The sequence below is a fragment of the Williamwhitmania taraxaci genome (assembly GCF_900096565.1).
Classification (GTDB): Bacteria; Bacteroidota; Bacteroidia; order Bacteroidales; family Williamwhitmaniaceae; genus Williamwhitmania; species Williamwhitmania taraxaci.
Genome location: NZ_FMYP01000005.1, coordinates 1 through 23,793 on the forward strand (window position 1 = coordinate 1; position 23,793 = coordinate 23,793).

20 protein-coding genes are annotated in these 23,793 nt (G+C 38.1%); 15 read left to right on the forward strand and 5 right to left on the reverse strand.

Features of this window, described 5'->3' with window-relative positions:
• The first annotated feature begins 430 nt into the window (after positions 1-430).
• Genes BLS65_RS02120 through BLS65_RS02135 form a run of 4 tightly spaced genes read left to right on the forward strand, consistent with a single transcriptional unit; the run spans position 431 to position 6,910 of the window.
• Positions 431-1,042, forward strand: coding sequence for a TetR/AcrR family transcriptional regulator (locus BLS65_RS02120; RefSeq protein WP_092435121.1), 612 nt, complete (start codon positions 431-433; stop codon positions 1,040-1,042).
• 12 nt (positions 1,043-1,054) lie between these two features.
• On the forward strand, positions 1,055-2,359 hold the full coding sequence (locus tag BLS65_RS02125) for a TolC family protein (RefSeq protein ID WP_092435124.1): 1,305 nt from the start codon (positions 1,055-1,057) through the stop codon (positions 2,357-2,359).
• A gap of 25 nt (positions 2,360-2,384) precedes the next feature.
• Positions 2,385-3,503, forward strand: a complete 1,119-nt coding sequence (locus tag BLS65_RS02130; RefSeq protein WP_170829971.1) for an efflux RND transporter periplasmic adaptor subunit — start codon at positions 2,385-2,387, stop codon at positions 3,501-3,503.
• 32 nt (positions 3,504-3,535) lie between these two features.
• A complete protein-coding gene (locus tag BLS65_RS02135; protein ID WP_092435130.1) occupies positions 3,536-6,910 on the forward strand; it encodes an efflux RND transporter permease subunit in 3,375 nt (1,124 codons plus the stop codon).
• 27 nt (positions 6,911-6,937) lie between these two features.
• Here the strand turns inward: BLS65_RS02135 and hemW are convergent, their stop codons facing one another.
• The gene (hemW, locus tag BLS65_RS02140) at positions 6,938-8,059 is read right to left on the reverse strand and encodes a radical SAM family heme chaperone HemW (RefSeq protein WP_092435133.1); all 1,122 of its coding nucleotides are present in this window, start codon (positions 8,057-8,059) and stop codon (positions 6,938-6,940) included.
• A 58-nt stretch (positions 8,060-8,117) separates the two neighbouring features.
• Here hemW and BLS65_RS02145 point away from each other — a divergent pair, with 58 nt between their 5' ends.
• Complete coding sequence (locus BLS65_RS02145) at positions 8,118-8,504, forward strand: VanZ family protein (protein ID WP_092435135.1); 387 nt, start codon at positions 8,118-8,120, stop codon at positions 8,502-8,504.
• 1 nt (position 8,505) lies between these two features.
• Here the strand turns inward: BLS65_RS02145 and rpiB are convergent, their stop codons facing one another.
• Positions 8,506-8,946, reverse strand: coding sequence for a ribose 5-phosphate isomerase B (rpiB, locus tag BLS65_RS02150; protein ID WP_092435354.1), 441 nt, complete (start codon positions 8,944-8,946; stop codon positions 8,506-8,508).
• A gap of 565 nt (positions 8,947-9,511) precedes the next feature.
• Here rpiB and nadA point away from each other — a divergent pair.
• Genes nadA through ruvB form a run of 3 tightly spaced genes read left to right on the forward strand, consistent with a single transcriptional unit; the run spans position 9,512 to position 13,057 of the window.
• Positions 9,512-10,495 (forward strand): quinolinate synthase NadA, encoded by a 984-nt coding sequence (gene nadA, locus BLS65_RS02155; RefSeq protein ID WP_092435138.1) that lies wholly within the window; start codon positions 9,512-9,514, stop codon positions 10,493-10,495.
• 7 nt (positions 10,496-10,502) lie between these two features.
• Positions 10,503-12,026 carry a toxin-antitoxin system YwqK family antitoxin gene (locus BLS65_RS02160; RefSeq protein WP_092435141.1) on the forward strand — a complete coding sequence of 508 codons (1,524 nt, stop codon included), beginning with the start codon at positions 10,503-10,505 and terminating at the stop codon, positions 12,024-12,026.
• A gap of 2 nt (positions 12,027-12,028) precedes the next feature.
• Complete coding sequence (ruvB, locus tag BLS65_RS02165; protein WP_092435144.1) at positions 12,029-13,057, forward strand: Holliday junction branch migration DNA helicase RuvB; 1,029 nt, start codon at positions 12,029-12,031, stop codon at positions 13,055-13,057.
• Here the strand turns inward: ruvB and BLS65_RS02170 are convergent.
• From BLS65_RS02170 to BLS65_RS02180, 3 genes are all read right to left on the reverse strand, one after another.
• Complete coding sequence (locus tag BLS65_RS02170; RefSeq protein ID WP_244500654.1) at positions 13,054-13,761, reverse strand: Crp/Fnr family transcriptional regulator; 708 nt, start codon at positions 13,759-13,761, stop codon at positions 13,054-13,056. The two genes, ruvB and BLS65_RS02170, sit on opposite strands and share 4 nt — an antisense overlap.
• A 99-nt stretch (positions 13,762-13,860) precedes the next feature.
• Entirely contained in the window at positions 13,861-14,880 is a 1,020-nt protein-coding gene (pheS, locus tag BLS65_RS02175; protein WP_092435149.1) for a phenylalanine--tRNA ligase subunit alpha, read from the reverse strand.
• A gap of 3 nt (positions 14,881-14,883) precedes the next feature.
• Positions 14,884-15,693 (reverse strand): peptidylprolyl isomerase, encoded by an 810-nt coding sequence (locus tag BLS65_RS02180; protein ID WP_092435152.1) that lies wholly within the window; start codon positions 15,691-15,693, stop codon positions 14,884-14,886.
• A 55-nt stretch (positions 15,694-15,748) separates the two neighbouring features.
• Here BLS65_RS02180 and BLS65_RS02185 point away from each other — a divergent pair, with 55 nt between their 5' ends.
• From BLS65_RS02185 to ybeY, 7 genes are all read left to right on the forward strand, one after another.
• On the forward strand, positions 15,749-18,061 hold the full coding sequence (locus tag BLS65_RS02185; protein WP_170829972.1) for a patatin-like phospholipase family protein: 2,313 nt from the start codon (positions 15,749-15,751) through the stop codon (positions 18,059-18,061).
• Complete coding sequence (locus BLS65_RS02190) at positions 18,051-19,553, forward strand: lipopolysaccharide biosynthesis protein (protein WP_125869739.1); 1,503 nt, start codon at positions 18,051-18,053, stop codon at positions 19,551-19,553. The genes BLS65_RS02185 and BLS65_RS02190 overlap by 11 nt, the downstream gene beginning before the upstream one ends.
• Positions 19,531-19,962, forward strand: coding sequence for a dUTP diphosphatase (gene dut, locus BLS65_RS02195; protein ID WP_092435159.1), 432 nt, complete (start codon positions 19,531-19,533; stop codon positions 19,960-19,962). Before BLS65_RS02190 ends, dut begins: the two co-directional genes overlap by 23 nt.
• Before the next feature lie 23 nt (positions 19,963-19,985).
• Positions 19,986-21,689 (forward strand): tetratricopeptide repeat protein, encoded by a 1,704-nt coding sequence (locus BLS65_RS02200; RefSeq protein ID WP_092435162.1) that lies wholly within the window; start codon positions 19,986-19,988, stop codon positions 21,687-21,689.
• Complete coding sequence (locus BLS65_RS02205) at positions 21,690-22,868, forward strand: murein hydrolase activator EnvC family protein (RefSeq protein ID WP_092435166.1); 1,179 nt, start codon at positions 21,690-21,692, stop codon at positions 22,866-22,868.
• Between the two features lie 80 nt (positions 22,869-22,948).
• The gene (locus BLS65_RS02210) at positions 22,949-23,344 is read left to right on the forward strand and encodes an ATP-binding protein (protein ID WP_092435171.1); all 396 of its coding nucleotides are present in this window, start codon (positions 22,949-22,951) and stop codon (positions 23,342-23,344) included.
• A complete protein-coding gene (gene ybeY, locus BLS65_RS02215; RefSeq protein WP_092435174.1) occupies positions 23,344-23,766 on the forward strand; it encodes an rRNA maturation RNase YbeY in 423 nt (140 codons plus the stop codon). Before BLS65_RS02210 ends, ybeY begins: the two co-directional genes overlap by 1 nt.
• Positions 23,767-23,793 lie beyond the last annotated feature (27 nt).

Sequence of the window (23,793 nt, forward strand, 5' to 3'; positions counted from 1 at the left end):
GGACGACAGCGCATCCTAAAGCTCTTTTCGGCCAAGAAATACCACCTGCTGCTGGAGTGAAGCGGCCACGCTGCTGTGCCCAATGGGAAAGGTATGCCCGCGCCTCAATAGCTAGTAATTGAATACCTGACACTTACGGTTCGTTACGGTTTTTATTGTTGCAGGCTTCCAAAAAAGGAAGTTGCAAACCATAGGGGGAGCGAAAAACGGAAGAAGTGACGCAAAGAAGGGCTATGTCGAACCAAAAAAATGGCAAAATATCCACCAAGCAAACCTAAATACGCTAAGATTTAAAACCTAGCAATCGACCTGCGGATTTAAGGTTAAAACATTCTAATCATTTCTTTGTATCCATAAAACTACTGAACACCGTTACACGTTTACACTTTATTCGTGGCTTTGTGTAGTTTTTAATACCTTTGTGCTCATTATGGAAGAGAAAAAGGAGTATTACCTCATAGAAATTGGCAAGCTGTTCCTAAAATACGGCGTGAGTGGTATTACCATGGAGGAAATTGCCACTAGAATTGGTATTTCAAAGAAAACGATCTACAACTATTTTGAAAACAAGGCCGAAATTGTTGAACTTATAATTCAACAACGTTTTAAAAACGACAATGAGGCCATGTGGGAAACTATTACCCAAGGGAAAAATGCCATTGAAATCCTAGTGCGAATTACAAACCAAATGAAGGAAACAATTCGGGAAGTGCCACCATTTGTTCGTCGCGACTTAATGAAACACTTCCCGCTCCAATTAGAAAAAATTGGCCGAAACCACAAGAATAATGTTTTTGAAGGCGTTCGAAAAAATATTCTGATGGGTATTTATCAAGATATTTATCGCTCCAATATTAATGTTGAACTTATTGCCAGATACTATGTTAACTCTCTCGACCAGTTTATCCGTGAAGAGGTTATGGCTGGCACCGAAATACCCATAGATGCCTACTACGATGAAATTCTGTCCTACCACATTCATGGTATCGCCACGGCGAAAGGAGTGACTATTCTCGAAGAAATTATAAATCCAACTAAATAACAACAGCATAAAATGGTGAAAAGAACACTATTGATTTTTCAATCCTTACTGCTAGTATGTGCTTACTCCGCTTTTGGTCAGGCCGACAGCACACCAACTCAGCTTTCGCTGAAAGCAGCAATGGAGTTTGCGGTTAAGAATAACCTCACAGTAAAAAACTCAGAACTCGACCTGCAAATTGCCAAAAAGAAAATATGGGAAACTACGGCTATTGGATTGCCCCAAGTTAACGGAACGGTAAACTACCAGCATACCTTTAAAGTTCCCACTGCCAATTTCGGAGGTCAGAATGTTGAATTGGGCACAGCAGATAACACCAATTGGGACATTACTGCCTCGCAGCTTATTTTTAGCGGCGAATACATTGTTGGTCTGCGGGCTGCCCGTGTTTACAAAGAGGTATCGGAACGTAACCTTCGGAAATCAGAAAACGACATTCGCGAATCTGTAGCGCAGAGCTACTACCTCGCATTGGTAATGGACGAGAACGTAAAAATTCTTAAAGAAACACAACTTGTTACTACCAATTCTCTTGCGGACATTATTGCCCTGGGTAAGGAAGGTCTTGTGGAAGAAATAAATGTGGATCAAGTGCGCATTCTTAAGGCAAACATCGATAATACCGTTGCTAACCTGGAACGCCAAGCAAGCCTGACAAAGAATTTACTCAAATTTCAGCTTGGCTATGATTTGGCCAGTCCTATCGTTTTGACCGACAACCTAAACGATTTGATGACAACTTCCGAGTTTACCCAATACCTTGATCTCTCCTTTAATGTTGCCAACAATACAGATTATAGAGTTGTGGAAACTGCCGAAAAGTTGCAAAAACTTAATGTTGATCGCTATAAAACGAAGTTCTTGCCTACGATCTCAGGATTCTACCGCCACAAAGAACAGCTGAAAACTGCCGCCTTCAATTTTGAACCAAAGGACGTGGCTGGTATTACCCTGAGCTTACCAATATTTACGAGTGGATCGCGCATATCTCAACTCTCCCAAGCCAAAAAGGAGTATGAGAAAACGAGGAACAATAAACTTAACGCAGAACGCGGGCTAGTTATCGAATTCCAAAAATCACAAAACACGTTCAACACCTCATACTCCAGCTACCTAACACAAAAGGATAACCTCACCCTTTCCCGAAAAATTTTCGACCATACTATGATCAAGTATAAGGAAGGCGTTTCCTCCAGCACCGATTTACACCAAGCCGAATCGCAACTTCTCGATACCCAAAGCAAATACTTTACAGCTCTTTCCGACCTGCTAAATGCTAAGGCATCTCTTGATAAACTTACTTCAATCCAACAGTAATTTGAAACGTCAAAAGCATTACTATATGAAAACGAAATTTGTAGCCATCGCTCTTTCCGCACTCCTTTTCGCTTGCTCCTCGAGCAATCAGGACCAGCTAACCAAGCTAAAAGGTGAGCGTGACAAGCTGAACCTTTCTATTGAACAACTCGAACAGAAAATGCTGGCCGAAACTCCAGATTCTCTAAAAGAAAACAAATCAACCTTAGTGTCGACTCAAATAATTGCTTACCAACCCTTTGTTCACAACATTAAGGTTTATGGACATCTCGATGGTGACCAAAATGCAGCGGTTTTTGCCGAATCGCCCGGAACGGTGATTGCAAAGTATGCCGACGTGGGAGCGGTTGTAAAAAAGGGACAAGTATTAGCACAACTCGATGACGCCCAATACAAAAACTCTCTTCAGGGTCTCGAATCACAATACCAGCTGGCCCTCGATCTCTTCAACAAGCAAAAGCGTCTTTGGGATCAGAAAGTAGGTAGCGAAATTCAATACCTTCAAGCAAAAACAACGAAGGAATCCTTGGAGCAGCAAATAGCCTCCACACGAGAGTTAATTGACAAGTTTAAGATCAAAGCACCCATCTCGGGAACTATCGAGGAGTGTAATGTAAGAATTGGTGCCCTAGTAAGCCCCGATCCTCGCTTGGTGGCCTACCGCGTAGTAACGTTTGGTCAACTTAAAGTGAAGGCAGAAGTGTCGGAAGCATACATTTCCAAAGTTACGAGAGGAGATAAGGTAACCATCACATTTCCTGATATAAACGCAACCTTAAGTTCTCAAATCGACTTTGTAAGCAAGTATATCAATCCGGTAAATAGAACCTTCATGATTGAGTCGCCGGTTCAAGCCAACTCTATGAACCTAAAAGCCAATATGGTTGCGATTGTTAATATTAACGACTATCGGAACGAAAAAGCCATTGTTGTTTCTCAAAACCAAATATTAACCGACGCTTCTGGTTCCTACATTTATATTGCTAAGCAAATCGAAAAGCAGCTGATCGCCACCAAGCAAAAGGTTACCCTTGGCCTTTCAAACAATGGAATTACTGAGATTATCGGTGGTCTCAAACTCGGCGATCAAGTAATTACCGTTGGCTACCAAGATCTGGTAGAGGGCGAACACATTAAGCGTTAACCCCTTCAATGGCACTTTAAAAGCTTACAGAAATGGAAAAAAAGTTTAAAGAATTCAAGCCCACCAGCTGGGCCATTGAGAACAAGCTCAGCATTTACGTGCTCGTTTTCATAATCGCTATATTTGGTCTCTTCAACTACAACACCATACCCAAAGAACAATTCCCGGAAATTGTAATTCCTACCATAGTTGTAAACACGATCTATCCGGGAGCTGCGCCTGCCGATATTGAAAATCTTGTTACACGACCTATAGAAAAGAATATCAAGGGTATTAATGGGGTTAAAAAAGTAACGTCTCGCTCCGTTCAAGACTTTTCATCCATTGTGGTAGAATTTAATACCGGGGTGGTAGTGGCTGAGGCAAAGCAAAAGGTGAAGGATGCGGTAGATAAATCGAAGCGAGATCTCCCCACAAATCTCGATCAAGATCCTTCGGTTCAGGAGGTGGATTTCTCAGAATTTCCCATTATGTACCTTAACATGTCGGGTGATTTGCCACTCGATGTTATAAAAAAACATGCCGATGATCTTCAGGAAAAGATCGAGGGTCTCTCGGAAATTACTCGTGTAGATATCGTTGGAGCACTCGACCGCGAAATACAAATCGACATCGATATGTATAAGATGCAAGCGGCCAGCCTTACCTTTTCAGAAGTCGAGAATGCTATCAAGTATGATAACATGACTGTCTCTGGTGGCAATATCGATCTTCAAGGAATGAGCCGGTCAGTTCGTGTTATTGGCGAGTTTAAAACCCTTGACGATGTAAAGAATATTATCGTTAATACCGCGAGCGGCGCAAAAGTGAAGTTGAAAGATCTGGCCGTTGTTCACGATGGATTCAAGGAACAGGAGAGTTTTGCCCGCTTCGACGGAAAAAATGTTATCACCCTTAACGTAGTAAAAAAGAGTGGCCAAAATCTACTCGATGCTTCTGACAAGATAAAGGACATTATCAAAGAGCTGAAAACCAATAAGTTTCCAGATGAACTAAAGGTTGAAATCTCTGGTGATCAATCTAAGTATACTCGGACTACGCTTACTGATCTGAACAACACCATTATTATTGGTTTTATTCTGGTAGTAATTGTGCTGATGTTCTTCATGGGTATTATGAATTCCCTCTTTGTTGGACTATCGATTCCCCTGTCCATGGCTTTGGCCTATATTATTATGCCATACATCGGGTTTACCATGAACATGTTGGTAATGTTCGCATTCCTCTTTGCTCTGGGAATCGTGGTGGATGACGCTATTGTGGTAATTGAAAACACCCACCGGGTTTTCATGAAAAAACAGATGGACATTGCAACCGCTGCAAAATTTGCAGCAGGCGAGGTTTTTGCCCCAATTCTTTCCGGCACGCTCACTACTCTGGCTCCATTTTTCCCATTAGCTTTCTGGCCAGGTGTTGTGGGAAAATTCATGTATTTTATACCGGTTACGCTTATAATTACACTTTTCGCTTCACTTTTGGTGGCCTATTTAATCAACCCAGTTTTTGCCATCGATTTTATGAAGCACGATGAGGAGGAACGACCTACACCGCTTAAAAAACTATACTATATATGTGCAGGCATTGCGGTAGTTGCTATTCCATTCTACCTCAATAATTTGAATGCTATTGCAAACCTTCTCATTTTTGTATCTATTTCAATTTTCCTTCATAATATTTATGGATACAAAGTGTTGCGTAAGTTTCAACACCACTTTATACCAGCCATGATGCGACGCTACGAGGCACTACTTGTATACGTACTACACGGCCGTCGACCATATTGGCTATTCTCTGGAATGGTTGGTCTGTTTTTCATTACAATGGTTATCACCAACTTTTTCCCTCTTAAGGTTGTTTTCTTCCCCGAAAATGAACCCAATAACGTAATCACCTATATTAAAATGCCCATTGGAACCCAAATTGCAGTAACCGATTCGGTTGCCAAGTTGGTTGAGCAAAAAATTAAGCACGTTATTGGTGATGACAATAAGGTAGTGGAATCAATTATTACCAATGTAGCCTTTGGTGCCTCTGAAGATCAATTCGACAACTCCACCAAAGTTTCCCACCTGGCAAAAGTCTCCGTAAATTTTGTAGAATTCCAAAAGCGTCTGGGAATCAACACCTCTGATTACTTGACTAAAATTAGAGATGTGGTTAAAGATATACCCGGTGCTGAAATTGTTGTCGACAAAAACAAAAATGGTCCACCAGTTGGTAAGCCAATCAATATTGAACTTGCTAGCGAAGACCTCGATTTGTTGGTCGAAACATCAAGCAAGTTGAAACGCTACCTCGACTCGCTTAGTATTGATGGCGTTGAAGAGTTAAAATCGGACTTTGCTGCTTCAAAACCCGAGTTACTCATAACCCTCGATAGGGAAAGAGCGAACCTCGAAGGCATCTCTGCGGGGATGGTGGGTGGCCAAATTCGCACAGCCCTGCTGGGTAGTGAAATTTCAAAATTTAGGGAGGGAGAGGATCAATACCCCATTATGCTTCGGTTTTCCGAATACCAGCGCAAGGATGTGGAACAATTAATCAACCTCAGCATAACCTACCGAGATATGAACTCGGGAACACTACGCCAAATTCCCCTCTCGGCTGTGGCAAAGGTTGAATACAGAAACAGTTACGGGCAAATCAATCGCCTAAACTTAAAGCGAGTAATCACCCTAACATCTAACGTACTTGATGGTTATACGGCGAATGAAATCAATGCACAGATTAAAAAGGCCATCCCTAACTTTTCCAAGTCCACTGCCGTTGAAATAAGAATGACTGGCGAACAGGAAGATCAGGCCGAAACTGTAGCCTTTCTTTCCAAAGCAATGCTCTTCGCACTGTTCCTGATCCTATTCATCCTCATCAACCAGTTTGGATCCTTCAGTAAAATGGCTATAATCTTGTTAGAAGTTGTTTTTAGTATCATTGGGGTTCTATTGGGCTATGTATTCTTTGGAATGACCGTATCGGTAATTATGACGGGTCTTGGCATTGTGGCTCTTGCGGGTATTGTCGTTCGAAACGGTATCCTTTTAGTGGAGTTTACCGATGTGCTAAAAGACCAAGGCATGAAAACGAGGGCCGCCATTATTGAAGCAGGGAAAACTAGAATCATTCCTGTTATTCTAACAGCAGCCGCAACGGTTCTCGGGCTAATTCCGCTCGCCGTTGGTTTTAACATTGATTTTGTTGGTCTCTTTTCCTCGTTCCAACCACACATTCACTTTGGTGGCGATAACGTTAAGTTTTTCGGACTGTTGGCCTGGACAATTATTTTCGGGTTAACCTTTGCAACATTCCTTACTTTGGTTCTCATTCCATCTATGTACTTCATGATTTACGTTCGGGAGGTAAAGGCAAAGCGCCGCTCTTGGGCAAGAAAATTCAAGAAAAACAAGTAGTAAAAAAGGCGCCGATGGCGCCTTTTTTTATTCCATTAATTCAGATATAATACCATCCGAAATCAGCCATTTCTCTTCGGAAATTATCCAACCAAATTCCATCCTCTTGAGTAATCCCTTACTCTCCATTTCCTTGGCTTGCTTTTCAAACCAGCTTTGCTGTATTGTAGCCACAAGAGCCATCTCTTCGTTAAGAAGCCCCCGTTTGGTGCGTAGCCGGGTAAGAATTAACTCGTTGTAACGATCCTTCTCCGTAAGAAACTCCTCCTCGAACCACTTATCACCGGTTACAACTGCTCGACAATATTTCTCTATACTTGAAACGTTCCACTGGCGGCTTATCCCATTAAACGAATGGGCCGATGGCCCAAGTCCAAGATATCTTTCTCCAAACCAATAGGACGAATTGTGTCGGGAGTGGAAACCAGGTTTGCAAAAATTGGACAGTTCATAGTGTTCATAACCGTTACCACTTAACGCATTGGTTAAATATTGATAATTCTCGGCACTCTCATCATCATCAATTGGTTTAAACGTGCCCTTTTGCTGCCGCTTATAGAATACAGAACCTTGCTCCACCATCAGCTGATACGCTGATATATGCTCAATACCAAGACTTACCATTGTCGCAATGTTTCGTTTCCATTGCTCGCTCGTCAATCCCGGAAAACCATAAATGAGATCGGCCGAAATATTCAAAAAGCCGGCATTTCGAGCATTTTCAATCGCTTGTATGGCAGCAATCGCTGTATGCTTTCTTCCAAAATAGATTAAATGCTCATCATTAAAAGATTGTATACCTATACTCAATCGGTTTATCCCTAACACCCTTAACTCTTTTAAATATTCCGGGGTAAGATCTTCAGGGTTCGCCTCAAGCGTTATTTCTACTGCTGGGCTGACCTCAAACTGCTGATTTAACTTATCAAGTATTCGACCAAGTTCTTCGCTGGATAGGGTAGATGGAGTTCCTCCACCAAAATAGATGGTTTGAATGGATGAATCATCTAGGTATCCGTGGCGATAACCGATTTCGGCCACAATGGCATCAACCAACTCCAAGCGCCTTGCAAGCGATGCCACTGAATAAAAGTCGCAATAGAGGCATTTATGCCTACAAAAGGGGATGTGTATGTATATGCCGGCCATGTATGTAGCGTCGTAAGCAAAAAGTTTATATATTCATGCACTGAAATCTACTACTGCAATGTTCAAATACTTCTGGAAAACCTACCTGTGGGGAACATTTATTCTAATTATTTGCGGCATACCCGGAGATGAGTTGGATCGTTTTAAGATTGTTATTATTCCCTATCTCGATAAGATGGTACACCTTGTGCTTTACTTCATCTTCGCAACTTTTTTGTTCTCGGGGTTTACCCATTACTATGCAAGCCACCACAAAAAGGCCAGAACCTTTATTTACGGTTCTGCCATTGCCCTGGGATACGGAATTCTAATCGAACTCTTGCAGTTTTCCGTCTTTTCGCATCGCTCATTCGAAATTCTTGATATTGCAAGTAATATTATTGGAATAGTTGCGGCACTAGCAAGTTATCCGGCCATACACCGACTCACCGAAGAAACGTTGTAACCTATCTTACCGCTATTTTATCTATCCGTTTCTGGTGGCGTCCGCCCTCAAATTCGGTAGAAAGGAACATGTCCACTATTTCCTTTGCGGTATCAAGAGATATAAACCGTGCAGGCAAAGAACACGCATTCGCATTGTTATGCAACCTCGCTAATACTGCAATCTCGCCAGTCCAGCAAAGTGCGGCCCTCACGCCTTGATGTTTGTTCATGGTCATATTAATGCCATTCCCACTTCCACAAATCGAAATTCCGTAATCTACGGTTTTGCTCTCCACTGCCGATGCCAATGGATGGGCAAAATCAGGATAATCTACACTCTCGCTGGAGTTGGTTCCAAAATCACTTACCGAATATCCCTTTTCCTGAAGGTATTTACTTAATGCCTCTTTCATCTCGTAGCCAGCGTGATCGCAAGCCATTCCAAGTTTACATGGTTTCATCTTTCCAATTATTTGTAGTGACGTGTATGTTCTAGTCTCAATTATGGTCAACAAAATTAGCATTTGTTTCGCTAAAAATAATGGCATTGAGTGTAATTCCCAATCATAGTGATAAATCCAAGGTTATTAACAATTCGTATCCCAACGTTTTTTTCTGTTCACCAGTGCACCAAAACTGTTGATAAATTGTTGGTCATTTATCCATAAATATTTCGGTGCAACTCTTGACTGGTATCTTCTTTTAGTGCAAGCAAACTTTAGGTAATACGAGTCAAGAGAAAAGTATCAGAATTTATTGTAGATAAGTGAACATCCTGTTAACAGTAAAACGCAGCGCTAAGAATCCAAACTTATCAACGATTGGAGTTATCAACAGTTGTTAAAAACAATTGTAACCCACTGTCCAATAACACAAACATCACTTATCCTATTGTTAATACTATGTTTTTTGATTTTTAATGCCCAATTTTGCAACGGTTATAGCAATTATTTTTCAACCAAGCTAACCGACTAACATTACCATCACGTTTTAAATCTTTAAGAAAAAACATAAAAATAATATAACATGGATTTGTTAACAAACGGTTTCGTAAATCTTCCCGTTGATCCTAATCTGAATCTTGCAGAAGAGATAAAACGGTTAAAGAAGGAAAAAAATGCAGTAATCTTGGCTCACTATTATCAACTGGGCGAAATTCAGGATATTGCCGACTATGTTGGCGATTCATTGGGATTATCACAGCAAGCTGCGGCAACAAATGCTGATATAATTATCTTCGCCGGTGTTCATTTCATGGCCGAAACTGCAAAAATATTGGCACCAACTAAGAAAGTGTTAATTCCGGATCTTAGTGCAGGTTGTTCACTCGCTGATTCTGTTCCTGTAGATAAATTTAAAAAATTTATAGAGGATAATCCTGGTCATACGGTTATCTCCTATGTTAATACATCTGCAGAGATAAAGGCATTAAGTGATATTGTTTGCACTTCAAGCAATGCGGTACAAATTGTTAATAGTCTTCCTAAAAATGAGAAAATTATTTTCGGACCTGATAGAAATCTTGGAAATTATATCCAAGGGCTTACTGGTCGTGAAATGAAAATTTGGGATGGAGCTTGTCATGTACATGAGGAATTTTCACTTAATAGGATTTTGGAGATTAAGAGGGAGCATCCAAATGCTAAAATATTGGCACATCCGGAATGTAAGCAGCCAATTCTTATTGCAGCCGACTTTGTTGGAAGCACGGCTGATTTGTTGAGATTTGCAGGCAGTGATTTGGCTAGCGAATATATAGTTGCCACGGAATCTGGAATCTTGCATCAGATGCGCAAAAAATATCCGAAAAAACTGTTTATTCCTGCACCACCTTTGGACTCTTCTTGTGGATGCAACGATTGTGTTTTCATGAAGTTAATCACTCTAAAAAAGATATACTTAACCTTAAAGTATGAGATTCCTGAGGTTACTTTGGACGCTAGTCTAATTGATAAAGCGAAAGGTTCAATTACTCGGATGTTAGAAATTTCAAGTAAATTAGGATTTTAATTTTCTTATGAAGTACTACTCATTTTTGCTATTTTTTTTATTTGTTGCACTTTATGGTTTTAGCCAAGACCGTGAGGATGGGTATAAGAAGTTTACCTATCCTAATGGAGTTGTCAGTAGTGAAGGATTTTTTTTAAATGGTTCTCCTTACGGTTATTGGAAGACATATTACGTTAATGGTGTAATTAAGTCTGAGGGTAATTGGCGAAATAAACATTTGGATTCTACTTGGCGGTTTTATGATAAGTTCGGTAGTATTGAGTCTGAGATTAGTTACTTCGAAGGAAAAAAGAATGGATACTATTCAAAGTATGCTACACGTTTGGGCTTCGGAAGTAATAAGCAAATTCTTGTGAACAAAGAGTTGTATGTTTCCGATTTACGTCAAGGTCTAGCTTATGGATATTCTGTTGATGGTTTTGTGCAGAGTATCTCTTTTTTTGTTGATGGAAAAAAAGATGGAGTTGAAAGAGAGTTTAATAGGGATAGTATTGTTATTGCGCTTAAAGATTATTCTAAAGGTAGAGTTATTTTTTACGAGGAGATTAATCGCTACGATAAGGATAAGTTGCCTTATGGAATTTGGAAGGAATTTTATCCCAATGGTAAGGTTTCTATAGAAAAATCGTTTGTGAATGGTAAATTAAACGGCTATTTAAAAAGATTTTCCGATAGGGGAGTTCTTACTGCTGCAGTACTATATAAGAATGATGCATTAGTCCGCGATTCAGTTACACTCGATGAGATGTTACTTAGAGAATTTACTGATTCATTAGGCTCTTTGAAACGACGAGGAACATTTCTTGGTAATTTACCGGTGGGTAGTCACTATTATTTTACTGATAATGTAATAGATTCTTCTTTAGTTTTCAACGAAAAAGGAGAGGTAATTGCTAAAGGAGGAACCGATACTGAGGCTATGAAATCTGGTATGTGGGTAGAGTTTTTTCCAGGCACTCGCACGATTAAAGCTAAGGGAGCTTATAAGGCATCGCAGAAAATTGGTAATTGGACTTTTTATTTTAAAAACGGTAAAATTGAGCAAAAGGGCAGTTTTGCAAGAAATAAGATAAGCGGCATTTGGGAATGGTATAATGTGGATGGAAATCTTATTAAAAGCGAAGAGTATCTTGATGGAGTTAGGGATGGATTTTATTTTGAATTATCTGCAAAGGGTGACACTATTGCTGCCGGTAATTTTTTGTCAGACTTTAAGGAAGGAAAATGGAAAATTGTTGAAGGTGACCTTACCCAAATCGGTAATTTTGTAAATGATACTAAAGATGGCATCTGGTATTCCTACTATCCTAATGGTAAAGTTTATTTTAAAGGTAGGTTTAATCAAGGAATTGCTGATGGCAAACATACTTTCTATTATTCTTCTGGTAAAATTCAAGAGGAGCAGTACTTTTCTAGTGGATATCCTATCGATACTTGGCGGAAATATGACGTGGATGGCTATTTGAATATTAACTTACAGTATAAGGCTGGGGAGGTTTATAAAATTAATGGTTATGTTGTTGAACGTTAGACATGGGTAAGAATCGAACTATAGATAAACCAGGGCAATTAGATGAACCCGATAGTGATATCGAAAGGAAAATTCGACCTATTGATTTTGCTGAATTTAGTGGACAGAACTCTATTATTGAGAATCTGAAAATATTTGTAAAAGCAGCCAAGTTACGAGGTGAGGCTTTGGATCATGTACTGCTACATGGACCTCCAGGCTTGGGTAAAACTACTTTAGCGCATGTTATTGCCAATGAAATGGGCAGTAATTTGAAAATTACAAGTGGTCCTGTGTTGGATAAAGCAGGTGATTTGGCTGGTTTACTCACTAATCTTGAACCTGGCGATGTTTTATTTATCGATGAAATTCATCGTTTAAGTTCTGTTGTAGAGGAGTATCTTTATTCAGCAATGGAAGATTTTAGTATTGATTTAATGCTCGATAAGGGACCAAGTGCAAGAAGTATTCAGCTTACCCTTAATCCCTTTACACTTGTTGGCGCAACCACCAGAAGTGGTTTATTAACAAGTCCTTTACGAGCTCGATTTGGTATCAAATGCCACTTAGAATACTATGATCATAAAGTTTTGCAAGGCATCATTACCAGGTCGTCTGCTATTCTAAATATAGAGATTGATGAAAGTGCTTCTCTTGAGATTGCACTCAGAAGTAGAGGTACACCTCGTATTTCTAATGCTTTACTACGAAGAGTTCGTGATTTTGCTCAGGTTAAAGGTAATGGGCGTATCGATCTTGAAATTACTAAATATGCTTTAGATGCTTTGGTCATTGACAAGCGCGGTTTGGACGATATGGACAATAGAATTCTAAATACTATTATCCATAAGTTTAAAGGGGGTCCTGTTGGTGTAAATACTATCGCAACGGCAGTGGGTGAAGATCCAGGCACAATTGAGGAAGTTTATGAGCCATTTCTAATAAAAGAGGGCTTTTTAATGAGGACTCCACGGGGTAGAGAGGTCACTGCCTTGGCTTATGAGCATCTTGGACTTATTAAGCCTGGAGAACAAGGAACTCTATTTGGTTAAAGATCGTAAGAAAGTTTTTTTAACGCGCTAAGGTTAAGAATTTTAATCTTCTTATTGGATAGCTCAATTAAATTATCCGATTTAAACTCTGATAGCAATCGAATTACCGATTCTGTAGCTGTGCCTACTATGTTGGCTAAATCTTCTCGTGTGAGAATTATTTGGAGATATCCTTCTCCATCTTCTCCAAAAGTTGTTTTAAGCATCAAAAGTATTTCTGCTAATCGTTCTCTTACAGTTTTTTGTGCAATATCCTTTATATACATATTTGCTTGATTTAGTTCCTTGCAGGTAAGTTGCATTAAATCAAGCGAAAAAGAGGAGTTGCTTTTTACTAGACTGAGTAATATTTCGGAAGGTATATAGCAAAGAAGCGTATCATCTATTACCTGAGCGGTTGTGCAAGCAGGTTCGCTACTCAAAATGGACCGATAACCTATAATATCACCTTTCTGTGCAAATGCTATAATTTGTTCTTTTCCTTCAATGCCAGTTTTGTAAATTTTCAGAATTCCTTTGTTCACGCAGTAGCAACCTGAAATGCGGTTTCCTTCGTGGTAAATTATATCACCCTTTAAGTAGGAATTGCAGTTTTTTTCCTGGTTAAGAAGTTCACGTTCTTCTTTACTTAAACTCTTAAAAATATTAGAATCGGCCACACTACAACCCATACATATCGGTAATTCTTTTAAGGGCTTTTTCATCACGCTTAGTTTCTAATTGTTGCGAAATATAGTCCAAAAATATTAATTTTTGAGATATTTGGTTGGATATAACAATGGCCGGGAATTTCCCGGCCATTGTTAGTATGCTTTGTCAAATTGTTTTAGAAACCGTAAATCGTTTTCGAAGTAGAGCCGTAAATCCTTGATCTGATATTTTAGCATTGCAATGCGCTCAACACCCATTCCAAACGCAAATCCGGAATAGCGTTTAGAATCTATTCCACAGTTTTCTAATACGTTAGGATCTACCATGCCACAACCCAACACTTCTAGCCAGCCTGTGTATTTACAAACATTACAACCCTTGCCTCCGCAAATCTTACAGCTAACGTCCATTTCGGCAGATGGTTCTGTGAATGGAAAGAAGGATGGTCGTAATCTGATTTCTGTATTTTCACCGAACATCTCTTTGGCAAAATAGAGAAGGGTCTGCTTAAGATCTGTAAAGGATACGTTTTCGTCTATGTACAAACCTTCTACTTGGTGAAATATGCAGTGAGCACGAGCCGAAATTGCTTCATTTCGAAATACTCGTCCTGGCATAAGTGCTCTGATAGGAGGTTTTTGATTTTTCATCACTCTTACTTGAACCGAAGAGGTATGGGTTCTTAAAAGTATATCCGGGTTTTTGGCGATGAAGAATGTATCCTGCATATCTCTCGCAGGATGTTCTGGTGGGAAGTTTAGCGCCGAAAATACATGCCAATCATCTTCTACCTCTGGACCTTCTTCTACTACAAAACCAAGTTTAGAGAAGATTTCTGTAATCTCGCGTTTCACTAAAGAAATTGGATGACGTGTTCCTACAACTGCGTTATCCGAAGGGCGTGATTTATCCTCTTTGCTAGTTAATACTGATTGGTTCTCTAGTAGATCTTTGATGCTAACTATTTTATCAACCGCCTTGTTTTTTAAACTGTTCAATCGCTGGCCAAATTCTCTTTTTTGTTCCGTTCCTACAGTCTTGAACTCCTCAAATAGTTGCGTTATTTCTCCCTTCTTACCTAAAAGACGAATGCGCCAATCTTCGAGAGCTTTTTCAGCCTTATCGTTGAATTGCTCTATCTCTTCCTCTAACTTCTTTATCCGGTCTAGCATAAATTATAATACTTTGATAGTTATTATTTTAACGTCTTTCTTTGGCCTATCGTTCGAATCTGTTTCTTTTGCTGCAATTTTGTCGATTACATCAAACCCTTCTAGTACTTGGCCAAAGACGGTGTAGTTGCCATCCAGGTGTGGAACTCCGCCAACTTCCTTATAAATCTTTCTATTATTCTTAGGAATAATACATTTTTCCTGTGGCATCAATACATTATCAACACTGTCTTTGACTTGTTGCATTACTTTTTGAAAGTTATTCTGATTATACTTATCTCCCAACAAGTTTAACTTTTCTTGGAGGATTGCTGAGTATAGGTTAGTTTTCCGCGTTGTATTTGCTTTAATTTCAACTTTATCGAGTTCTTCTTCAGTGAATTTCTTTCCTTGAACAATGTAGAATTGTGATCCGGATGATTTTTTTTCTGGATTTTCTTCATCGGATGTTCTGGCAGCGGCTAGTGCTCCCTTCTGGTGAATATGATTTGGTCTGAATTCAGCATCAATTGTATATCCAGGATCTCCTTCGCCTAACATTTTCCCTTCTTCTGCTTTTCGGGAATCAGGGTCACCTGCTTGGATCATAAACCCTTGAATTACTCTATGAAACAAGATATCTTCATAATATCCGTCGTTTGCTAATTTCAGGAAATTTGCCTTATGTTTTGGAGTATCGCTAAAGAGTTCAATAAGAATATCTCCCTCCGATGTTTTTATTAGTACTTTATTACCCTCCTTTTTTGAACACCCTGCTGAAAATGCAGTTAAAAGCGAGAGGAGAATAATACCTTTGGAAAAAATTTTTGGCATAGTTATTTCTTATTACAAAAGGTCACCTTACATTTGGATACAAAAGTAAATGAAAATGAAAATAGTAGGGCCCATGTGCAGGTTTTTTTTATTGGTAATAATAATTACTTTTTCTCACAGTAGCACTTTTTCTCAATCTGTGGGCTTGGTTTTGAGTGGTGGTGGCGCTAAAGGGCTTGCGCACATTGGTGTTATTCGCGCTCTTGAGGAAAATGGAATTCCAATCGATTATATTGCCGGTACCTCCATGGGTGCAGTTGTTGGTGGTCTTTATGCCATCGGTTACACTACTCATCAAATGGACTCCATTTTTCGTACGGACGATTTTCAAAAGTGGTCTGAAGGAAATATCGACAGCGATTTTCTTTATTACTTCAAACGTGGTTTGCAAAATAGTGGCCAGTTTTCTTTTAAAATTGGTTTACAAGGGGATAAGCCGATTCCAAAATTGCCGACTAATATTGTTCCTAACCACCAAATGGATCTGGCTTTCCTGAAACTATTCGCGGGTGCCTCTGCCGCTTGTAACTACGATTTTAATAAGTTACTCATTCCATATAGGGCGGTTGCTAGTGATGTGTATAATCGAAAACCGTATATTCTTTCTAGCGGCGATTTAGGATCTTCTATTAGAGCTAGTATGACTTTCCCTTTTTATTTCAAACCGATTTCCATCGATTCGGTTCTTCTTTTCGATGGTGGTTTGTATAATAATTTTCCTTGGGACATCATGAAGAATGATTTTAATCCAGATTATATTATTGGTAGTCAGGTTAGTAATAATTCACAAAAGCCAGATGAAGACGATATTATTACTCAGATTGAAAACATGTTGATGTCAAAAACCGACTATTCGATCCCAGATAGTGTGGGTATTGTTATTAATACTCGTTTTTTTGATGTAGGGTTGATGGATTTCCAAAAGATCGATGGTGTTATTAGTGCTGGTTATGATTCAGCATTAGTTAGAATCGCTGAAATAAAAAGAAGAGTTCACCGAACGGTGGATACTAATAGCATTAAAGTTTCTCGAAGAGATTTCCAAACTAAATTTCCGCCCTACCAGTTCCGTGATATTTTACTATCTGGTTTGCGTAGAAATCAAATGGAGTATTTTTATCGTTCTTTTAGTAAAAAGCGTAATAAAACCTTTAACTATAGTCATTTAGAAAGTGAATACTTTAAATTGCTGAGCGATAATAATATCGTATCTATATACCCATTGGCTAAGTATGACACTTCTACGGGTTATTACAATCTCAATCTTAAAATCTCAACTGACGATTATTTAGATGTTTCTTTTGGTGGAAATATCTCATCTAGTTCTATGAACCAAGGTTTTTTAGGGGCTGAGTACCGCTATTTTCGTAAAAATGCTACCAGTCTTTATACTAATATCTATTATGGAAGGTTGTATAGTTCCGTAATGGTTGGTTTAAAACGAGATTATCCTTACAAGATCCCATTTTATTATGATATTAACTTGATACTTAATCGACTAGATTATTATAAAAGTTCGATAGATCCTTTTTTTGAGGATGTTAGACCTAGTTATTTAGTTCAAAACGAGGCGTTTGGTACATTTAATTTTGGTTGGGCTCTTGGAACTAACTATCTATTTAAATTTTATGGTTCAGGAGGAAAAGAAATTTTTCAGTACTATCAAATATCTAACTTTCTGGAAGCGGATACACCTGATAATTCTAATTTTAAGTATTATAGTTTTGGTAGTAGTATAGGTCTCAACAGCAGTAATTATAAGCAGTACGCCGATCGAGGAATTATTCGACATTTGAGTTTTACTTATATTCGTGGTATTGAAAACTATGTTCCTGGAACTACTGCTCCTGTTATGGATGCGGCTAGTAGTAATAAACATTTTTGGTTTACGATTAAGTTTTATAACGAATCGTATCATCGTATTTTGAATAGGTTTCGACTAGGGGTTGTTCTTGATGGTACATACTCGAATAAGTCTTTTTTCAGTAATTATACTTCCACTGTTCTTTCTGCCAATGCTTTTACTCCGAATCCTCATTCAAAAACTCTTTTTTTAGAAGCCTATAGAGCCAATAATTATTTTGCAGCAGGAATTCTGCCCATCTTTAAGATTACGGAGAAATTTATCCTTAGGTTGGAAGGCTATGCTTTTCAACCATACCAAACATTTTTGCGAGACGATATTAATTTTAGTACTTATTATTCAACGCGTTTACCCAAACCCGTTTTTATGGCTGCTGGTGGATTTGTTTACCAAACTGCATTTGGACCGGCTAGCATATTTCTTAACTACTATGAGAAGGAAAATAAGTATTTATATTTGACTTTTAATTTTGGTTTTATCTTGTTCAATAGCCGTGGAATCTAACTCATCCCTTTTCAAAAAACTTTTTGGGCATGCTGCCCTTTACGGCATTAGTAGTGTTGGTGGAAGATTCATTAACTATTTATTAGTTCCCTTTCATACTCGAATTTTTAACCCTGAAGCATATGGCGTAATTACTGATTTTTATGCGCAGATTGCTGTATTGCTTATTTTCCTTACTCTTGGATTAGAGACAGGTTTTTTTAGATTCACTTCTAAGGGAGTTAGCCCAAAGGAAGTTTTTAATAACTCTTTTCTTATTCTCCTAGCTAATGGTTTGATATTCCTGTTAGCCGTTTTTCTTTTTCTTCCTTCGATTTCTAGTGCATTGGGCTATTCGCATTTTCCTGAGTATGTTCTGATTTTTGCCTTAATTCTATTTTTTGATACTCTCGTTGCTATCCCTTTTTCTAAACTTCGACTCGAAGGTCGCGCCCTAGAGTTCGCTCTTGTAAAATCAGGTAGTATTTTTGTAAATGTTGGTTTAAACTGGTTATTTCTTACTAATACATTTTTCATAAATTCTATTCATCGAATTCCATTTCTTGAAAACACAGGTTTAGTATTTCTAGTATTTCTCTCAAATTTTGTGGCCAGTCTATTAACGCTTGGATATTTTTATAGAGATTTTTTTAGTATACGTTTTAAGGTTAATCTGGCGCTCATCAAGAAAATTGTTTTCTACTCTTTTCCTCTTATGGTTGGTGGGTTTGCTGGAATCGTCAATGATATGGCTGATAGATTTTTCATAAAGGGCTTGGTTCCTGCAGAACAGAATCCTATGTATCAACTTGGGATTTATGGTGGAATTCTGAAGATATCCATACTACTCAATCTTTTTATTCAGGTGTACCGATTTGCTGCGGAACCATTATTTTTTAAGAATTCCGAAAATGCTGGCTCAAAGAAGTTTTTTGCTGATTCTACAAAGTTCTTCTTTGTTATTAGTTTATTAATTTTTCTATTTATCTCCTTTTATCTAAGTTATTTTCAGATGATACTGGGGGGTGATTATCGTGTTGGTATTGGAATCGTACCGATTCTATTATTATCCTATGTTTTTTATGGATTTTATTTCAACATAAGTGTTTGGTTTAAATTAACGGACAAAACCAAGTATGCTGTAGTTTTTACTCTTTTTGGATTAGCAATAAATGCGCTTATTAACTATTACACAGTTCCGATCTATGGCTTTTGGGGTAGTGCCTGGGCTCGTTTGGCTAGTTATTTTTTAATGGTTGTTTCATGTTATTTTGTTGGTCAGCGTTTTTTTAAGGTCGACTATGATTTGCGTAATATGTTTTTATATTTGACTTTTTCGCTCTCACTTTACTTTTTTGATTTTTTTCTGCTTGCTGAAAATTCTATAACAACATTTTTCACAAAACTTTTGCTACTTTTCCTTTTTATTGCTCTGTTTTTATGGCGTGAAAAGGAACTCAGGTATAAGCTTAATTCTATTATTAAAACTTATGGAAGTAAAGGTAATAAATAGCAGCCGGTTCGATTTGCCTAGTTATGCTACTGTCGGTAGTTCGGGATTGGATCTCAAAGCAAACATTGAAGAAACATTGATAATTGGTTCGTTAGAACGTTGCATCGTGCCTACTGGCTTATTTCTCGAAATTCCGCTCGGATATGAGGCTCAGGTTCGCCCACGTAGTGGTTTAGCTTTCAAGCACGGTATTACTGTTTTAAACACGCCAGGTACAATTGATGCTGATTATCGTGGCGAAATTAAGGTCATATTAGTTAATCTTTCTAATCAATCGTTTAGTATTGAAGCGGGAGAGCGAATTGCTCAAATTGTTTTTTCAAAAATCGAACTAGTTAGTTGGGTCGATGTGAATGCTATTTCTAATACCGACCGTGGTGATGGTGGTTTTGGTCATACTGGTCGTTAGTTTTTTGGTTTTAATTTTTTTGTATGAAAAGATATTTTCTGTTGCTTTTTCTTCTGCTTCCTGTTTTTGTTGTTGGCCAAAGAATTGAGAGAGTAAATTTGGACTCCTCATCCGACTCTCTAAAAGCAAAGTACTATTTTCATGAAGCAATTAAAAGTAAGCTTGCGCAACAGTATACAATTTCTTATGAGTTGTTGAAGCGCTGTGCAAAACTAGAGAAAGATAATCCTGCTTATTTCTACGAACTCTCTATTGTCTCTTACAATTTGCAAAAAAGCAAAGAGTCTGTCGATTTTGCAAGTCGTGCTTACTATGCCGATACGTCAAACCGCTACTATGCTCTTAATTATGTGCAGATGCTCTCTCTTTCAGGAAAAAATTTGGAGGCTATATGGATTTATGAGAAGCTTTTAAAAAGTCATTACTCTACGCTAGAGGACTACATTAATTTAACTTATTTATTTCAGAGGATAGGCGATGGTAAGAGTGCTATTGAGACGCTTAACGCAGGTGAGGGAAAATTTGGTATTCAAGAGTTAATTTCTGGTTCAAAAATCGATATATATACTAATCTGAAAGATTATTCTTCGGCTAGCTTGGAGGCTCTAAAGTTGGCTTCTACCGATACTCTTAATGCTCGTTATATACTTATACTGTTTGAGGTTAATTTGAATTTTGGATATATTGACAAGGCACGCAATTATTTGGACGAAGCATATGCTCTTGACACATTGAATCCGCTTGTTTTACTTAATATGTGCAACTTCTATTTAGGAAAGGGCGAATTTGATCTTTTCTTTAAATATTTGAATGATTATCAGAGTCTAAGTGACGGTGCTGAAGAGGCATACGTGCTTTTAAGTAAACTTTTATCTAATTCAGCGATTGCATCCAAGTATTTGGACTCTATTCAAGGTGCAACCAATAGAATTGACGTTATTCAGCCTGGATCAACTTTTTCTGCAGATCTTAATTCTCAAATCGCGACTATCAAGCAGGATATACCTGCTTCAATTATTTTTTTACGTAGAGTTGTTTATAGTCCGTCAGCTAACGAGAATATTTGGGAACGCTATTTAAGCCTATTAATGCAGCAGCAACAACATGACTCAATTCAAATAATTACGGATAGACTCCTAAATACTTACCCCGAAAACCCTTTTATACCATTTATTAAGAGTATTTCATTGTGGCAGATGAAACAAGATAAGCAAGCATTAACCATTCTTGAAAAATACAAAGGTCGTATTAGTTTTCGGCAAGCAATTATTCCCGATTATTTGGCTTCTATGGGTGATTTGTATCATTCTACCGGAAATACTAAAATGGCTTTTAAGACTTATGATCAGGTTTTAAAAATTAAGCCAGATCATTTTTCTGTGCTCAATAACTATGCTTATTATTTAAGTGTTCTTAATAAAAGACTCGATGAGGCATTAACTATGAGTCGGCTTACTGTCGATGGTGATCCTAGCAATTTTACCTATTTGGATACATATGGCTGGATACTTTACAAGTTAAAACGTTATAGCGACGCAGAAGTTTTTATACGTAAAGCTATTGTAGGTGGAAGTGATGAGAATGCCGAAGTTCTCGAACATTATGGCGATGTCTTGTTTAAACTAAATAGGGTCGATGAGGCAATTGTGTATTGGAGGATGGCACTTAAGTTAGAGCCGAATAGACTGTGGATTGAAAAGAAAATCAACAATAAATCAATTAACTAAATGGACAGACTACGATTAGCTCTATTCGTTTTGGGTTTAACTCTACTTGTTGGGAGTGTTTTTGGTCAATCTGTAAAAGAACTTCAAAAGAAAAAGAGTAGTATTTTAAATGAGTTACAAGTCACTCAGAATCTTATTAGTCAGTCTGAAAAGGAGAAAGAAGTTTCTTTGAATCGATTATTGCTGCTAAGAAGCCAAGTGCAATCGAGGCGTAAACTAATCGAGAATCTCACTCAAGAGATATCCGCTCTGAATGAGGAAATAATTGAAGGCGAATTGAGACTTTCACTACTTATCGTTCAGTTATCAGATGTGAAGGTTGCCTATAGTAGTTTGGTAATAGCTGCATTTAAGAGTCGTTATAACCAACAAAAGTTAATTTTCATCTTTAGTTCTAAAGATTTCAATCAGGCTTATCAGCGAATGCGCTACTTCCGCGAGTTTAGTGACTTAATTAAGCATAAGGGTGATGAGATTGTTGTTACAACGACGGCTGTTACTCGTGAAATTAATTCTGTAAAGCAAAAAAAAGAAAGTTTAAATCAGGCAATTGCATCCCGTAACAAAGAGGTTGCTTCGCTGAGTAGTTCAGAAAATGCAGTTAACGTTATGGTTGTGCAACTTCAAAATAAAGCCACGCAACTTAGAGTGGAGCAACAGCGACTTTCTCTGGAAAGTCTAAGAATTGAAAAAGAAATTGCAGCGTTAGTGGAGGAGGAGCGTAGAAAGTCTTCTGTTAATGGTAAGATCATTTATTCACCTACCGACCAAAAGGCCAGTACTAAGTTTGACGATAATCGCGGTAAATTTCCAATTCCTCTGATGGGTGGGGTTGTTGTTGAGCAATTTGGTGAGCATAACCATCCCATCTTGGCTCATGTAAAAGTTAAGAGTAATGGTGTTAAACTTGTAAGCTCTACAGGAACAACTGTTTTTTCAATTTTTAACGGAAGTATTAGCAAGGTTCTTACCATCCCTGGATTAAATAAAATTATTATTGTTAGACACGGTAAGTATATTACAGTCTATTCCAATTTGTCTGAAGTGTTCGTTAAAGTAGGTGATGTGATTAGTTTAGGTCAAAGTATTGGAACTGTAAAATCGGGTAATTACCTGCAGTTTGAAATATGGAACGAAAACCAACCGCTTAATCCCGAAGTGTGGTTGAGAAATAATTAAAATTTTTTTTAAAAAAATTGATGTTTTTGGTAACTTGGTTTTGATTAGATTCGTTGAAAGTAAATATATAAGTACAATACATGGAAAAACGGCTTACTATTTCTTCTAAGCTGGAGAATATTTGTCTAGTAGAAAAACTCATCGATGAAGTTTCCGATGTGTTACAGCTTAGTTCCGAACTTTATGGCAAAGTTTTAATTGCTACAGTTGAAGCCGTGAACAACGGTATTGTGCATGGAAATAAACTCCGACCGGACAAAAAGGTTGAGGTTATTCTAACATTCCAGTCGCCTGTTTTGAGAATTCTTATTAACGATCAAGGATCGGGATTCGATTACTCTAGCGTGCCTGATCCTACCACACCGGAGAATATTGAGAATATTCATGGGCGAGGAGTTTTTTTGATGCAACATCTTTCAGATTCTGTATCGTTCGATAATAATGGTTCTACTGTTGAACTTATTTTTAATTTGTAGTGGCGATTTCTTTTTATAGCGAGGATACTAATTACTGTCTAAAGAATCGTCGTTTACTTGCGAATTGGGTAAAGAGTTGTATTGCTAATGAAGGGAAAAAGTGTGGAGATATTTCTTTCATTTTTTGTTCCGACGATCATTTGCTCTCTATCAATCGACAATATCTTCAACACGATTATTATACTGATGTGATTACCTTTGATTATTGCACCGGAGATATTGTGTCGGGTGATATATTTGTAAGCGTGGATACCGTTAGGGAAAATTCCGCTTTGTTCAACAAAGCGTTTCTCGATGAACTTCATAGGGTAATCATTCATGGTATCTTGCATTTGTGCGGTCATGGCGATAAGTCGGATCAAGATGCCTCCAAAATGCGGTTATTAGAAGACAATAGTCTAAATTTGTTGCCCAACAAATAGTCTTCTTTCTGTTTTCACAAAGTACAA